At 58.0% G+C, this 13,058-nt stretch carries 10 protein-coding genes; 3 read left to right on the top strand and 7 right to left on the bottom strand.

Annotated elements, in window-relative coordinates; translation table 11 throughout:
• The first annotated feature begins 4 nt into the window (after positions 1–4).
• The 3 genes from BLX41_RS27185 to BLX41_RS27175 all read left to right on the top strand — a co-directional run bounded on the left by BLX41_RS27185 (position 5) and on the right by BLX41_RS27175 (position 4,634).
• A complete protein-coding gene (locus tag BLX41_RS27185; RefSeq protein WP_123727398.1) occupies positions 5–1,474 on the top strand; it encodes a type I restriction-modification system subunit M in 1,470 nt (489 codons plus the stop codon).
• A complete protein-coding gene (locus BLX41_RS27180; RefSeq protein ID WP_123727397.1) occupies positions 1,471–3,810 on the top strand; it encodes a restriction endonuclease subunit S in 2,340 nt (779 codons plus the stop codon). Before BLX41_RS27185 ends, BLX41_RS27180 begins: the two co-directional genes overlap by 4 nt.
• 437 nt (positions 3,811–4,247) lie before the next feature.
• On the top strand, positions 4,248–4,634 hold the full coding sequence (locus BLX41_RS27175; RefSeq protein ID WP_123727396.1) for a DUF6124 family protein: 387 nt from the start codon (positions 4,248–4,250) through the stop codon (positions 4,632–4,634).
• 248 nt (positions 4,635–4,882) lie between these two features.
• On the opposite strand, the gene BLX41_RS27170 is transcribed toward BLX41_RS27175, so the two are convergent.
• The 7 genes from BLX41_RS27170 to BLX41_RS27140 all read right to left on the bottom strand — a co-directional run bounded on the left by BLX41_RS27170 (position 4,883) and on the right by BLX41_RS27140 (position 12,856).
• Positions 4,883–6,628 (bottom strand): ABC transporter ATP-binding protein, encoded by a 1,746-nt coding sequence (locus tag BLX41_RS27170; protein ID WP_123727395.1) that lies wholly within the window; start codon positions 6,626–6,628, stop codon positions 4,883–4,885.
• 55 nt (positions 6,629–6,683) lie between these two features.
• Positions 6,684–7,631 carry an acetamidase/formamidase family protein gene (locus BLX41_RS27165; protein ID WP_123727394.1) on the bottom strand — a complete coding sequence of 316 codons (948 nt, stop codon included), beginning with the start codon at positions 7,629–7,631 and terminating at the stop codon, positions 6,684–6,686.
• Between the two features lie 75 nt (positions 7,632–7,706).
• Complete coding sequence (locus BLX41_RS27160; RefSeq protein ID WP_123727393.1) at positions 7,707–9,326, bottom strand: ABC transporter substrate-binding protein; 1,620 nt, start codon at positions 9,324–9,326, stop codon at positions 7,707–7,709.
• Positions 9,327–9,354: 28 nt separating this feature from the next.
• Complete coding sequence (locus BLX41_RS27155) at positions 9,355–10,281, bottom strand: ABC transporter permease (RefSeq protein ID WP_123727392.1); 927 nt, start codon at positions 10,279–10,281, stop codon at positions 9,355–9,357.
• Positions 10,282–11,130 (bottom strand): ABC transporter permease, encoded by an 849-nt coding sequence (locus tag BLX41_RS27150; protein ID WP_123727391.1) that lies wholly within the window; start codon positions 11,128–11,130, stop codon positions 10,282–10,284. It lies immediately after the preceding gene.
• Positions 11,127–11,630, bottom strand: a complete 504-nt coding sequence (locus tag BLX41_RS27145; RefSeq protein ID WP_259745231.1) for an ANTAR domain-containing response regulator — start codon at positions 11,628–11,630, stop codon at positions 11,127–11,129. Before BLX41_RS27145 ends, BLX41_RS27150 begins: the two co-directional genes overlap by 4 nt.
• Positions 11,631–11,716: 86 nt before the next feature.
• The gene (locus tag BLX41_RS27140; RefSeq protein ID WP_123727389.1) at positions 11,717–12,856 is read right to left on the bottom strand and encodes a transporter substrate-binding protein; all 1,140 of its coding nucleotides are present in this window, start codon (positions 12,854–12,856) and stop codon (positions 11,717–11,719) included.
• Between the last annotated feature and the right edge of the window lie 202 nt (positions 12,857–13,058).

Below are 13,058 nucleotides of genomic sequence, written 5' to 3'. Positions count from 1 at the left end.
TTTCATGTCCATTAGCTCCACCATCAAATCCATCCAGGACATCATGCGCAAAGACGTCGGAGTCGACGGCGACGCCCAGCGCATTGGCCAACTGGTCTGGCTACTGTTCCTCAAGATCTTCGATGACCGTGAGATGGAATGGGAGTTGATGGACGACAACTACAAATCGCCTATCCCCGACAGTTGTCGCTGGCGCACCTGGGCGGCCGACCCGGAAGGCATGACCGGCGATGCGCTGAAGGATTTTATCGACAACAACCTTTTCCCGCAGCTGCAGAACCTGCACGAGTACAGCAACACGCCATCCGCCTTTGTGGTGCGCAGCGTGTTTGAAGACGCCTACAACTACATGAAATCTGGCCAACTGCTGCGCCAGGTGATCAACAAGATTCAGGAAGGCGTGGACTTCAACAAAGCTCAGGAACGCCACGAGTTCGGCAACCTCTACGAGCAACTGCTGCGCGACCTGCAAAACGCCGGCAATGCGGGCGAGTTTTACACCCCGCGCCCGGTCACCGATTTTATGGTGCGCATGGTCGATCCCAAGCTGGACGAAAAGGTCATGGACCCGGCCTGCGGTACAGGCGGCTTCCTCACCTGCGCCATCGAGCACAAGCGCAGCCGTTACGTAAAAACCGCTGAAGACGAACGCACCCTGCAGGCCAGCATCTTCGGCGTGGAAAAAAAGCCGCTGCCGCACCTGTTAGCTACCACCAATATGATCCTGCACGGCATTGAGGTGCCCAGCCAGATCCGCCATGACAATACCCTGAGCAAACCGCTGATCAGCTGGGGCCCCAGCGAGCGCGTGCACTGCATCGTCGCCAACCCGCCATTCGGCGGCATGGAAGAAGACGGCATCGAAACCAACTTCCCCGCCGCCTTCCGCACCCGAGAAACCGCCGATTTGTTCCTGGTGCTGATCATGCAGCTGCTCAAGGACGGCGGCCGCGCCGCCGTGGTGCTGCCCGATGGCTTCCTGTTTGGCGAAGGCATCAAAAGCCGCATTAAGGAAAAGCTGCTGACCGAGTGCAACCTGCACACCATCGTTCGCCTGCCCAACGGCGTTTTCAACCCCTACACCGGCATCAAAACCAACCTGCTGTTCTTCACCAAAGGCGCGCCAACCAAACAGGTGTGGTTTTACGAACACCAGTACCCAGCCGGCGTTAAGAACTATTCCAAGACCCGCCCCATGCGCCTCGAAGAGTTCGCAGTTGAAGAAGCCTGGTGGGGCAGCGAGGCCGATGGCTTTGCCGCACGGGTGGAAGGCGAGTTTGCCTGGAAGGTCAGCCTCGAAGAACTGCAAGCGCGCAACTGGAACCTCGACTGCAAAAACCCGCATATCGGCGAACAAGTCAGCCACGACCCAGACGAACTGCTGCGCAACTATGCCAGCCTGCAGGGCGAAATCAGCGACCTGCGTGACCAGCTTAAAGCCGTGCTGGCCGAAGCCCTGGAGCGCAAGGTATGACGGCGTTGCTCACCGACAATCTGCCACTGCTGGCCGGTGCGCCCAATGGCATCAAGAAGTTGCGCGAGCTGATTCTGGAACTGGCGGTGCGTGGCAAGTTGGTGCCGCAAGATCCCAGCGATGAACCGGCCAGTGAGTTGCTAAAGCGGATTGCCGAGGGAAAGGCGAGGTTGGTGGCTGAAGGAAAGATTAAGAAGCAGAAGGCGCTGGCGGAGATTACGGAAGAGGAAAAGCCTTTTGTCATACCCACTCGCTGGGAGTGGGTACGGCTTGATTCCCTGCTTAAGAAAATTGGAGCCGGAAGCACTCCATTAGGTGGGAAACAGGCTTACGTGGCTGACGGAATCAAATTTCTTCGATCTCAGAACGTTTGGAATGAAGGACTTCGCCTTCATGACGTTGCTTTCATACCTGAAGCAACACATCAAAAAATGTCGGGAACACATGTTGAAGCAGGTGACCTGCTTTTCAATATCACAGGCGCGTCCATTGGGCGCTGTGCCACAGTTCCTTCTGACTTTGATACGGGTAACGTTAGTCAGCACGTAACTATTATTCGGCCAGTTTCAAGCGACACTCAGCCGTTCCTTCATGTGGTGCTGGTCTCGCAACTGGTCCAGCAGACCGTAATGGATGTGCAGGTCGGCGTTTCGCGTGAAGGTCTCAGCATTGGGAAACTGGCCCAGTTCCTAATACCTTTCCCGCCGCTCGCCGAACAACACCGCATCGTCGCCAAAGTCGATGAATTGATGGCCCTTTGCGACCGCCTGGAAGCCCAGCAGGCCGACGCCGAAAGCGCCCACACCCAACTGGTGCAGGCGCTGCTCGACAGCCTGACCCAAGCTAGCGACGCTACCGATTTCGCCACCAACTGGCAGCGCCTGGCCGAACATTTCCACACCCTGTTCACCACCGAATCCAGCATCGATGCCCTCAAACAAACGGTGCTGCAACTGGCCGTGATGGGAAAACTGGTACCGCAAGATCAAAGCGATGAGCCGGCCAGCAAGCTGCTTGAACGCATTTCGAATAACCGCTTAAACAATCGGGAAAAAAAGCAGAAACCTATCGCGGATATTTCCGAGGTAGAAAAGCCTTTTGATCTACCGAGCAATTGGACATGGGTAACTTTACCAGCAGTGGGTGAGCTCGCCCGCGGCAAGTCGAGGCATCGACCTCGAAACGATCCCTCTCTGTATAAGGGGGGGAATATTCCTTTAATTCAAACAGGCGATGTCGCTCGGGCCAACGGAATAGTTAAAACATACAGCGCTATGTACAACGCTAAAGGTGTTGAGCAAAGTCGCTTGTGGCCTGCCGGTACCATGTGCATCACTATCGCGGCGAATATTGGCGACAGTGCCGTTCTCGGTTTTGACGCCTGCTTTCCAGACAGCGTTGTGGGTTTCACCCCTGATTTTTCCGACCTAGACGTTCGTTATTTTGAGTTCTTCCTACGCACTGCAAAGTCACGTCTTGAGGAGTTTGCACCATCAACCGCTCAGAAAAACATAAATTTAGAGACTCTTGGGTTACTGTGCGTTCCCTTACCGCCGGCTAATGAAATGCACCGCATCGTCGCTAAAGTCGACCAACTGACGGACCTCTGTGACCATCTAAAGTCTTATCTGAATCAGGCCCGCCAACTGAACAAACAGTTGGCTAGCGCCTTGGTCGAGCGTGTCCTCACCGAGGATCGCCAGCGAGTGCTATTTGTTCCGGATCGGCTAATTGCACGCACTTTGCTCGCCACCGAAATCACTCATCAGTTGCATAGCCAACGCACCTTCGGCCAGCGCAAGCTGCAGAAGGTGATTTACTTAGCCGAACACGCGGCCAGGCTCGCCACTATCCAAGGTGACTACCTGCGAGACGCCGCTGGCCCCCATGATCGCCAGCTGATGAATAAAGTCGAAGGCGAGATGCAAAACCATCAGTGGTATGAGCGCATCGAACGCGAGACTGTTGGCCATGCTTACCGCCCGCTTTCCCAAGCAGGGAAGCATCGGCAAGCGTATAGCAACTGCTGGTCAGTCGCTGAGCGCGCCACCATTGAGCAGGTCATCGAGCTAATGCGCGAATGGGATACGGATCGCTGCGAAATGACTGTGACGCTCTATGCCGCCTGGAACGATTTTATTCTCGAAGGCCGCCCGGTATCCGATGACGCCATCGTGGACGAAGTCATGCATAGCTGGAACGACACCAAGCTGCGCTTTGGCAAAACTGAATGGTTGGCGGTACTCGCAGAGATGAAGAAGCACAAAATCCTTACGCCCAGCGGCTTTGGCAAACGCACAACAGGCGGCATGCTCAGCTTGCCCGGTTTTGAGTAAACAAAACGAAGCACCAACAAAGCCCGCCTTGTGCGGGCTTTGTTGTTTCTGGCCTTAACGTTCCGTCACCATCGTCAACCGCCCCCTCACCGCACTCACAGACCGCGCCTTCGTTCCCCCAAAGCGGCGTTAAGTCTCTTTCTATTGTGCGAACTTTCCTAGAAACTCCTAGCCGCTTGCGCCTACCCCCTCACCCTGGCTAGCCTCGATCCGTCACTGCACATTCAGTGACCGGGTTTAGCAGCTCGACGTGTAACTAGGCGCATGGCGCCCCCATTACATGGCGCTTTTTTGGCTCCGTTTTATGGCGGCCGTGCGCAGGGCACCTTCGGGTGCGCCGGGGTCCTAGTCACCGGTCTGCTAACCTGCGAACGGCCGCCACCCTATCGTTTAGCAGCGACGGTGAAGGCTCCTATCTCTGTACTAGGAGTTACGCCATGAAAAAGCTCGTCCCCGATCCGCCCCTCACTGCTGCCCAGCGCGGCAGAAACCCCGAACACGATCTGGCCAATCAGCAGATCCGGCAGAAACTGTCACTTCAGCCTGCCGATGTACCTCTGATCCAGTCACTGAAAAAAACCATCAGCACCCCAGTAAGTCGCGACTCTCTGTTCTCAGTACGCGGCGGCATCAACGCCGAAGAAGCCCTGCTCCACGTTTCCCTACTGCTGAAAAGCGCCGAAGAGGTTTCCGATGAAATCACCGAGTGCGGCAGCGGCATCGAGCGCGGCCTGATCTGGTCCCTGGTGCATTCGGTGGAGATGGCCCGGGCGGTGGTGGATGCCTTGCTCGATGGCAGTTGCCACAGGCCTTCGCTTAAGTAGCAGGACTCGCAAAAGCACAGCGCGGCAGGACGACCTGCCGCGCTGTCTCGTCAAACAAACTGCCCCGCCCTGAGCGCCTTCAAAATGGACTGCCCCCGCCCCCATAGACATTTTCCAGCACCACATTGGCATAACGAAGTGACACCGATGATCTTGATCTTCTCAACGTTGACCGGTTTCGCGAAAGTTTCAGTTCAACACGCATAGGCTCGGAGCATGGATAGCTCTGAAATCTAAAATCAGGGCACTTAGCCTACCGCTACCCAGTGCTCGTTCCCCAAGTTCTGAAACTTCTGCGCCGGCGCTTCAAAGCTCTTCGGCTTGATCGGACTTGGTTGCTCGAATTCATGCAACAGCGCCTTGAAATCACGCTTGCGATCAACGTCCGGCATCGGTACGGCGCTAAGCAGGCGCTTGGTGTAGGGATGCTGAGGATTGTTCAGGACCTGATCGCGGCGGCCAATCTCGACAATCTGACCGCCGTACATAACGGCCACACGATGACAAATTCGCTCGACCACCGCCATGTCATGGGAGATGAACAAGTAGCTGAGCCGATGCACCTCTCGCAAATGCTCAAGCAACTCCAGCACCTGGGCCTGAACCGAAACATCGAGAGCCGAGACGGATTCGTCGGCGATGATGACTTTCGGGTTGAGTGCCAGCGCCCTTGCGATACAGATGCGCTGGCGTTGGCCACCGGAGAACTGGTGAGGGTAGCGATACATCGTGTCGGCTGGCATGTCGACCTGGCGCAGCAGCTCAGCGACCCGCTCGTGGCGTTGCGCCAGGGGCAACTGGTGGTGAATCAACAGCGGCTCGCCCACCAGCTCCAGGATGTTCTTGCGTGGGTTCAAGGCCGTAAAAGGGTCCTGAAACACCATCTGGATATCCCGCCGCACCGCTTGAAGGTCGATGCCTTGCAGGCCGTTGAGTTCTTTGCCGAACAACTTCACGCTACCCTGATAAGCCTGCATGTTCATCAGGGCCTTGCCCGTACTGGACTTGCCGCAGCCGCTCTCCCCAACCAGCCCCAGCGTTTCGCCCTGGCGCAACTCGAAGTTGACGCCCTCGACCGCATGCACTTGCCGCTCCTCCTCAAACCAGCCCGTGCGCACGGGAAAACGTACGGACAAATCGCGCACCTGCAAAACCACCGGTTGCTGGCTGATGTCATCCGGTTGGCCGACGGTACCCAACACCGGAACGGCTGCGAGCAATTTGCGCGTGTAGTCTGCCTGCGGCTGGGTAAACAGTTGACGCACCGGTGCCTGTTCTTCGGTACGGCCATGATTCATGACGACCACTTGGTCGGCCATCTCCGCGACCACGCCCATGTCGTGAGTGATCATCAGCAAGCTGGTGCCATACACCTGCTGCAACTCGCGCATCAGTTCCAGAATCTGCGCCTGGATAGTGACGTCAAGCGCTGTGGTCGGCTCGTCAGCGATCAGCACCTTGGGCCGGCAAAGCATGGCCATCGCGATCATCACGCGCTGGCGCATGCCACCGGATAGTTCATGGGGGTACTGCTGCAAACGTTTTTCGACCTGCGGCATGCGCACCGACGCCAGCATTTCCTTGACCCGCAGACGTAAGGCCTGACGCCCCAACGGTTCGTGGCGCAGCAGTGTTTCCTCCAACTGCTGGCCAACGGTCATTAGCGGATTCAGCGAAGTCATCGGTTCCTGGAAAATCATGCCAATCTGTTTGCCGCGCAACTGCTGAAGTTCGCGCTCTGGCATCCCGACCAGGTCGCGCTCGGCAAACCTGATCGCGCCCTCCGCCACCCGCACCGCCTTGGGCAACAGCCCCATGATCGCCAGCGACGACAGTGATTTTCCGCTACCGGACTCTCCGGCGATACACAGCGTCTGCCCCGGATACAGTTCGAAATTAAGGTTATCGACCACCCGCCGGGGCGTGGCCCCCAGGCCGACATCAATGGATAAATGCTGCACCGACAGAATCGGCTGGGAGATCCCGTTACTCATCAAAGCTCCTCACGATTGAAGCGGCTGACATCGAGCCACTCGCAATGAAAACGCATTAGGCAAACACGACTTTCGGGAAGTAGAACGAAACCACCCAGTTGGGCAGGTCGACAATCTCACTGATACGCAGATCGCCGCACACCGAACACAACATGTAGGCCTGCTCTGCCGGCATACCGTGTTCACGGCACAGCCAGTCGATGGTATTGCTCACGGCTTGACGCGCCGCTTGCATCAGATCCGGGCCGATCCCGGTGAACGCTTCGTAGCCGGCAGCGTCGAGGTGGCGTGTGACCGGGCCAGGTGTGCTGAAGCGCGGGGTTGCCAGCGGGGTGTCCTTGATCAGGTCGAGTTTCACCACCACGTCCATGGCGCTTTCAATCGCGGCGCCACACACCTCTCCATCACCTTGTGCCGCGTGGGTGTCACCGATCGACAGCAATGCGCCACTGACTTCCACCGGCAAGTACAACGTGGTGCCGGCGGACAGATCCCGGATGTCCAGATTGCCGCCGACCCGGCGTGGTGGAACCACCGAGTGCAACCCTGCCTGCGCCGGGGCCAGGCCGATGGTGCCAGCGAAGGGCTTGAGCGGCACACGGGCAAAATCACTGAACGCCGCAGGGGCCAGGTTGACCTTGTCGTAATGCCACAGGGCCAGGGTTGGGTCCTTGAACTGGTCGGCCAGCAGGCCGAAGCCCGGAATGATCGCCGACCAGCCAAAGCCGCTGGGCTTGAAGCTGTCGAGGGTGATTTTGAGCACATCTCCCGGCTCAGCCCCTTCGACGAAAATCGGCCCGGTAACCGGGTTGATCTTGTCGAACGCCAGCTTGCTCAGATCGCTCGCCTGCGAGTTGGGCGTAATGAAGCCGTTGGACGAATCAAGGCAGCAGAATTCAAGCATCGAGCCCGGCGTTACCCACGCGGTCGGTTCGAAGCGGTTGTCCCAGCCAAAATGGCTGTTGACGCTATGAATGGTCTTGACCAGGCAGTTCTGGCACATGAGGAAAACTCTCCGCGTTGAAGGCCACGCCGTTGGGCAGGCGTGGCAAAGGTTGATCGTCAGGACGACCGCGCGTTACTTGAGGTAGATGTAGTCGTAGTTGACCGGCACGTGGACCGGGTCGACGTACAGCGCATCGGAGCCGCCCATCCGCGTGGAACGCACGGTGAAACGCTGCTCGTTGAAGATTGGCACCCACGGCGCGTCAGCCATCACGTCGATGAAAATCTTCTGCCACAGCGCGGTGCGCTCAGCTTGTTGTTCCAGCTTGGCCATGCTGTCGGCCTTGGCGGCCAGCGCATCCAGCGTCTTGTTGCAATACAGTGCCCAGTTCCAGCCGCCGTCAATCGCACTGCCGCAGCCGAGGATCGGCCCGTAAAAATTCGACGGGTCCGGGAAGTCGGCAATCCAGGCCATGCCACCTGACCACACCATCGGTGCCTGATCCTTGGAACTGCCGGCTGCGATCACGTTGGCTTGTGCCAGGGATTTGATCTGCGCCCGGATACCGACCTTGGCCAGGTCTTGCTGGATGGCCTGGGCGATACGCGGTTGCGGGTCGGTGTTCATCACGTACAGCTCGGTGTCGAAGCCCTTGGTGAAACCGGCGTCTGCCAACAGTTTTTTCGCCGCCTCGACATCGTAGGCATAACCCTTGTAGTCCTTGTCGTAGCCCGGCATGGCCGGCGGCAGCGGCTGGTTGGCCGGGACCGCACGGCCATTGATGATGCGCACGATCCGATCCTTGCTGATCGCCATGTTCACCGCTTGGCGTACCTTAAGGTTGTCGAACGGCGGCAACGTGGTTTTCAGGGTCAGGTAGCCAGTTTGCAACTGGTCACCGATCACCACTAGGTTCTTGAACTTCGGGTCGTTCTTGAATTCCAGGAACTTGGCTGGCGGTACACCGTCGCCGGCGATGTCGACTTCACCCTTTTGCAAGCGCAACAGGGCGACCATAGGGTCCTGGCCCATTTCAAAGGTGATGCTGTCCAGGTGCGGCAGGCCGGCCTTGAAATAGGCTGGGTTTTTCTTGAAGACGATCTGCTGTCCAAGCTTCCACTGCTCCAGGCTGTAGGCGCCCGTACCGACCGGATGCTTGCCGAAATCGGCGCCCCACTTCTCGACTTCTTCCTTGGGCACCACCGAGGAGAAGTTGATCGCCATGACATGCAGGAACGTCGCACTCGCCTCCCTGAGGGTGATCTTGACGGTATAGTCGTCCACCACTTGAACGCCCGACAGGTGGTCGGCCTTTTGGGTGGTCATTTCGTCATAGCCCACGATCGGGCTGAAGAAACCGGCGCCCGGGCTCTGGGTTTTCGGATTGACGGTGCGCTCCAGGGAGTACTTGACGTCGCTGGCCTTGAGCTCGCGACCGTTGTGAAACTTCACGCCTTTACGCAGAGTGAAGGTGTAGATCGTGCCGTCATCGGAGATGGTGTAGTCCGATGCCAGATCCTTGACCAGTTCTGTGGTTCCGGGCTTGTAGTCCATCAGGCTATCGAACAGGCTTTTGATCATCGACCAGTTCTGCCAGTCGTAGCCAATGGCGGGGTCAAGTGTGGCCACGTCACTCTGATAGGTAATGACTGCGCTGCCATGGTCTTTTGCGTTTGGATCGTAGTCATCGGCCAGAAGATTCCCGGCGAACAATGCAGCCGCGATGGCCAAGGATAATGCTTTGCGACTCATGCTCCAGCCCCTTATCTATGATGTGTTTTTAGTGTTTTTGGATGTCGATGCGCGGATCGACCCATGGGATCACCAGGTCTGCGACTAGATTGCCCAGCACGATGGCTACCGCTGAAACCGTGGTCACGCCAACAATCACCGGGATGTCCACCTGCTGAATGGCTTGCCACGTCAACTGGCCGATTCCTGGCCAGCCGAAGACCGACTCGACCACCACCAGCCCCCCCATGAAGATGCCGATATCGATGCCAATCATCGGTATCACCGGCACTATGGCGTTGGGGAGTACATGCCGCAGGACCACGCGCACCCGGCTCAAGCCTTTGGCCCGTGCGGTGCGGATAAAGTCTTGATGCAACACCTCGATCATCGAGGAGCGCACCATGCGCGAGTACCAGCCGCTGCCGAGAATCCCCAAGGTCAGCGCCGGCAGCAGCAGATGCTCGAATCCGCCGTAGCCTCCCAGTGGAAACCAGCCCAGTTTCACGGCGAAGAAGTACAGGAACAGCATCGCAGCGATGAATTGCGGGGCTGACACGCCGATGAACGAGAGCGCCATAAGCGCGTTGTCGGCCCAACTGTCGCGCCGCAACGCCGCGATCACACCCAGGCTGATGCCGATCAGCAATTCGAAACCAATACCGGCAGCCATCAACTCAAGCGACGGCCGCAAGCGCGAGCCGATCAGCTCGGTCACCGGGCTGCGCTGGATGTAGGATCGGCCCAGATCGCCCTGCACCAGGTTGCCCAGGTAATTGGCGTACTGCCGATAAAACGGCAGATCCAGCCCCAACTGCGCACGGATCCCCGCCACCACCTCCGGTGTGGCACTGCGCCCGGCAATCTGACGCGCCGGGTCGGCAGGCAGCATGAACAGCAACAGATAGGTGATGAAGGTCACGCCGAGCAAAATCAGCAATGAATAGCCAATGCGACGAGTGATGAAGGCGAGCATTCAGCTTCTCCCTTGCAGGGTAGGATCGAGTTCATCGCGCAGGGCATCGCCGAGCAGGTTGAAAGCCAGCGACAGCAGGACAATCGCGATACCGGGGAAGAACACCAACCATGGCGCGGAGGTGAAATAGGTCTGGCTTTCAAAAATGATGTTGCCCCAACTCGGCGTTGGCGGCTGGACCCCCACTCCCAGGTACGACAGGGTGGCTTCGAGGAGTACCGTGGTCGAAATACCCAAGGTCGCCCATACCAGAATCGTCGGCAGCAAATGGGGCAGCAGGTGCGAAAACAGGATGCGCAGCGAGTTCGCGCCCAGGGTCCTCTCCACGGCCACGAAGTCACGGGCACTCAGGGCGATGGTCTCGGAGTAGATCACCCGGGCAATCTGCACCCAGTTGACCATGGCGATGACCAACGCAACGATCCACACGCTGGGTTGGAAAATCGCCGACAGTGCAATCGCCAACAGCAACGCCGGGAAGGCCATCATCAAGTCGGTGAAGCGCATCAGCGTGCTGCCGATCCAGCCCCGCAGAAAACCTGCGCTCAAGCCAACCAAGGTGCCAATCAGCACGGCCAAGCCGTTGGCAAGCAGGCCGATGAACAGCGAAGTACGTGCGCCGTAGATCAGGCGCGACAGCAGGTCGCGGCCGAGCAGGTCAGTGCCCAGCCAATAAGGCACATCGGGCGGTAGCGGCGCGCCCTCCATCGACAGGCCTTCGACAAACTGTTCGGACGGATCGTGAGGGCTCATCCACGGTGCAAACAACGCCAACAGCACCACGATGACGATGTACAACAACGACAATGCCACCGCGGGCCGGCGAATCAAGGCGCGCAACAATTTCATTGGCACGCCCCGCCTTGCTGACGATAATCCGCGGTCATGTCCGCACACAGATCATCCAGGCTGCGATTCAGGCGCATCGACAGGCTGCGCAGGCGTTCATAAGCCTCGCACTCGTCAATCTTCTGCTCGACCATCAACCGCGCCAATGCCAGGGCCAGCAGAGGTCGCGCGCCGAGGCGCTGGCGCAGCGCTTCGATGGTTCGGGCATCACTGCCCAATCGCTCACCCAAACTGATCGCCATCATCAACGTGGTATAGACCGAGCCCTGGGTAATTGGCTTGTTCAACAAGGCGGTCGCACCCAACTCGATGGCGCGCTGGATCTGCGACAGGGTTTCGTGGGGTGTCAACGCCACGATGGGCACGCCGGCGCTGTTAAGCCGTAGCAAGATGGCGGGACTGGCGAAGTGCTCCAGGTCGACGACGGCGGCAAAGCAGCCTTCAAGCGAATCCTGCGCGTCTTCAAATAGCGCCTGCGGCGTGATGCCCAGGCGTTGCAAGCTTTTCTGCAGATTGGCCAACGTACGCGGTTCACAGTCAACCAACAGCAATCGACCACTTTCGAAGTCCGGGCGTTTGAGCAGGCTCATTTGACGATCCTCAGGCGGGGCGCTGGCGCAATCGTGCGCAGACGTTGGAACTCACTCAGGTCAGTGGCAGTCAGGTAAGGGTCGGCTGGCAGCAATTGCGCTTCACTGTGCAACACGACAAAGCGCCCCTCGCGCAATTCGGCGATATGGCAAGGCAGGCTGCTGTGATTGTTGTGCGCAGAAATGTTTAACCTGCCGAGCACACTGTCCTGGGGGTGTTCGTACAGGTAGTTGCAAATGAGCTCGGGATCGTCGCTGCCACACTGGTTCAGGGCCTTTGCAAACAAGTGCAAGGCGACGTACATCCCGGTGTAAAAATGCGACACCGGGTGCAGTCCATGTTGGCGGCGTTGCTGCTGGCTGAAAGCCCGGTCTACATCCTCGAAGAACGGACCGCACGACAACAGGCGCAGGCTGCGCATGACGCCGACTTCAGGCAGCTCGGCCTCAGTCAGGTTGCAGCTCAATACCGGCAGATTCAGGCCGACGGCATGACACGCCGCGTCCAATTGCTGCAAGAATACGTAAGAGGACTCACCGACTAGATTGTTGAGCACAAACGCCGGCCTTTCAGTTACCAGGGTCTGGATCAGCTCACTGAAGCGAGTCGTGCCCAAGTGCACGTACTTTTCCAGAAGCACAGTGCCGCCTGCGACTTCGAACACTTCCCGCGCGACGCGGTTGCTTTCCCAACCCCAGATGTAATTCGAACCGATCAACGCAGCGCGTGAACCGAACGCCTGCAAGGCATACCGCAACAACGGGATCAACGTTTGATTCGGACACCCGCCCAGATAAAGGACGTTCTCGCTGCTTTCAAAACCTTCATACGGACAGGGGTACCACAACAGGCCCCCGTTCTGCTCCAAGTCCGGAATGATTTCCTTGCGGCTGGCCGAGGTCGTTGTACCAAAAATATGCCGAATCCCGGCCTGCTTCAGTTGACCAACGCCTTCGCTGTACCTGTGCAAGAAGCCCTGCGGATTGATATGGGTAACCTGCAAGGCAAATGCGTAATCGGCATTGGCATTAATTTCCGCCAGTGCGTGTGCGGCCCCAGCCAAAGCATTCCGGCCTACGCACTGGTAAGTCCCATCGATAGAGAGCAAGAGTCCGACATCGATCGTGTGGCGCATTTATTCACTCCAAAAAAAAGCCTGATCGACCAGTGGACTGGTCGATCAGGCTTCATTACCTGTCGCTGGGGCGCGTGATGTAGGCAAGACTTAAAGGCCGGGGCCTGGCTTACTCGTTTATGTCTCTATGGAAAAAGTGTGCCAAATTGGTTTTTTGCTGAAAACCGGCCTTGTCCGTAATGCCCACGACAGCCAGCGCACT

Source organism: Pseudomonas protegens, assembly GCF_003732485.1.
GTDB lineage: Bacteria > Pseudomonadota > Gammaproteobacteria > Pseudomonadales > Pseudomonadaceae > Aquipseudomonas > Aquipseudomonas protegens_B.
Note: the sequence above shows the minus strand (reverse complement) of the source record. Positions and strands in the feature narration are given on the sequence as shown.

Coding starts and splice junctions, on each gene's coding strand:
- BLX41_RS27185 (WP_123727398.1), top strand. CDS start 5: ATGTCCATTAGCTCCACCATCAAATCCATCCAGGACATCATGCGCAAA.
- BLX41_RS27180 (WP_123727397.1), top strand. CDS start 1,471: ATGACGGCGTTGCTCACCGACAATCTGCCACTGCTGGCCGGTGCGCCC.
- BLX41_RS27175 (WP_123727396.1), top strand. CDS start 4,248: ATGAAAAAGCTCGTCCCCGATCCGCCCCTCACTGCTGCCCAGCGCGGC.
- BLX41_RS27170 (WP_123727395.1), bottom strand. CDS start 6,628: ATGAGTAACGGGATCTCCCAGCCGATTCTGTCGGTGCAGCATTTATCC.
- BLX41_RS27165 (WP_123727394.1), bottom strand. CDS start 7,631: ATGTGCCAGAACTGCCTGGTCAAGACCATTCATAGCGTCAACAGCCAT.
- BLX41_RS27160 (WP_123727393.1), bottom strand. CDS start 9,326: ATGAGTCGCAAAGCATTATCCTTGGCCATCGCGGCTGCATTGTTCGCC.
- BLX41_RS27155 (WP_123727392.1), bottom strand. CDS start 10,281: ATGCTCGCCTTCATCACTCGTCGCATTGGCTATTCATTGCTGATTTTG.
- BLX41_RS27150 (WP_123727391.1), bottom strand. CDS start 11,130: ATGAAATTGTTGCGCGCCTTGATTCGCCGGCCCGCGGTGGCATTGTCG.
- BLX41_RS27140 (WP_123727389.1), bottom strand. CDS start 12,856: ATGCGCCACACGATCGATGTCGGACTCTTGCTCTCTATCGATGGGACT.